Origin of the sequence: Brochothrix campestris FSL F6-1037 (assembly GCF_000525915.1) — a bacterium.
Lineage (GTDB): Bacteria > Bacillota > Bacilli > Lactobacillales > Listeriaceae > Brochothrix > Brochothrix campestris.
Genome location: NZ_AODH01000081.1, coordinates 1 through 1180, shown reverse-complemented (window position 1 = coordinate 1180; position 1180 = coordinate 1). Strand labels below are relative to the sequence as shown.

Below are 1180 nucleotides of genomic sequence, written 5' to 3'. Positions count from 1 at the left end.
CTCAAGTCTCTGAATTTTAATGGCTCTATGTCAAATAGTGTTGTTATTCAAAATTTAGTAAAAATAAGTCATTTTTTGCAGCTACCTTTTTTGGTAGCTGCTTTTTTTTGTAGTCATTCCTAATGTGAAGGACGCTTTCTGCGGGTGACGCTTCATCCTCCGCGCTCCGCTTGAGGTATTCAGCTGCCACTTTTCCCGCTAGAGTCGCCTTCACAAACGTCATGACGCTGCACGTTTATTATTGAGGCTCTCGCGTATTAAAAGACAGTAAAAGAGTCAATTAATTACGAGTTGGGAGCGATGCGTTTATGATTGAATCCGAGTAGAATCCTGTTTCTGAAATTTGAAAAGTTACGGTAACCAAACGAAATCCGTTTAATCACTTTTATTTTGTTATTGATCCCTCCTAAATGCCCGTTGGAATCCTTGTATTTAAAGCTATTTTCGATTGCAAGTAAATGCTTGTTTAATATTTTTTAAACTGCGTTTCAGTTGTGAAGAAACGAAAGGTTTTTTAGTCTGAATCAGTGATTGGTAAGCAGGGAAATTTTTGTGTTGTAGCGCAATCAGTAATTGCTGTGCTAGTTCGTACGTTTCTTTGAATTCAACATCCAGTGTCATAAAGTAATCGATGATTCCTCTCGAACTTTTTTGTCCGTTAAATAAACGATGATAGCGATAATCAAAATCGCTTAAGTCTGTTTTGTTTTTGAGAAGTAATTTCCAATACGCTTTGAGTTTACGATAAATCTTTTTATCTTCTGAGTTTGAAGTATCATAACGGTTCATGAGTTTAATACGTGTTTGATTAAGGGAGCGTGTTACTAATTGGGACAAATGAAAACGATCGATGATGCAATCTTCTAGATGGGAGGATATCAATGATTTCATATTTTTTCGCATCAGTGCAAATAAAACGCATCTGACTATCAGCACTCTTTACCGATTTGAATTCATCCATTGAAAGATGTAGTGGAAGCCTTTGATAGTTCGGTTTGAATTGAGGAGACCATTGGTGTAAAGCACGATTAACAGTAGTTGTTGAAACACTCTGTCTAAAAGCGATATCTTTTTCAGAAGTAATAAACTGTCCTTCGGCAGCTAGTGTTTGGATGACACGTTTGGAGATAAAACAATTTCGTTTTACCATCGAAGTTGAAGCGATAAAGGTTGTTTTACA

2 pseudogenes are annotated in these 1180 nt (G+C 36.4%); both read right to left on the bottom strand.

Annotated elements, in window-relative coordinates:
* Positions 1–284: 284 nt before the first annotated feature.
* Positions 285–891, bottom strand: a pseudogene (locus BCAMP_RS12835) (ISL3 family transposase).
* Positions 809–1180 (bottom strand): annotated as a pseudogene (locus tag BCAMP_RS14065) (ISL3 family transposase); the annotation flags it as partial. The pseudogenes BCAMP_RS12835 and BCAMP_RS14065, both read right to left, overlap by 83 nt.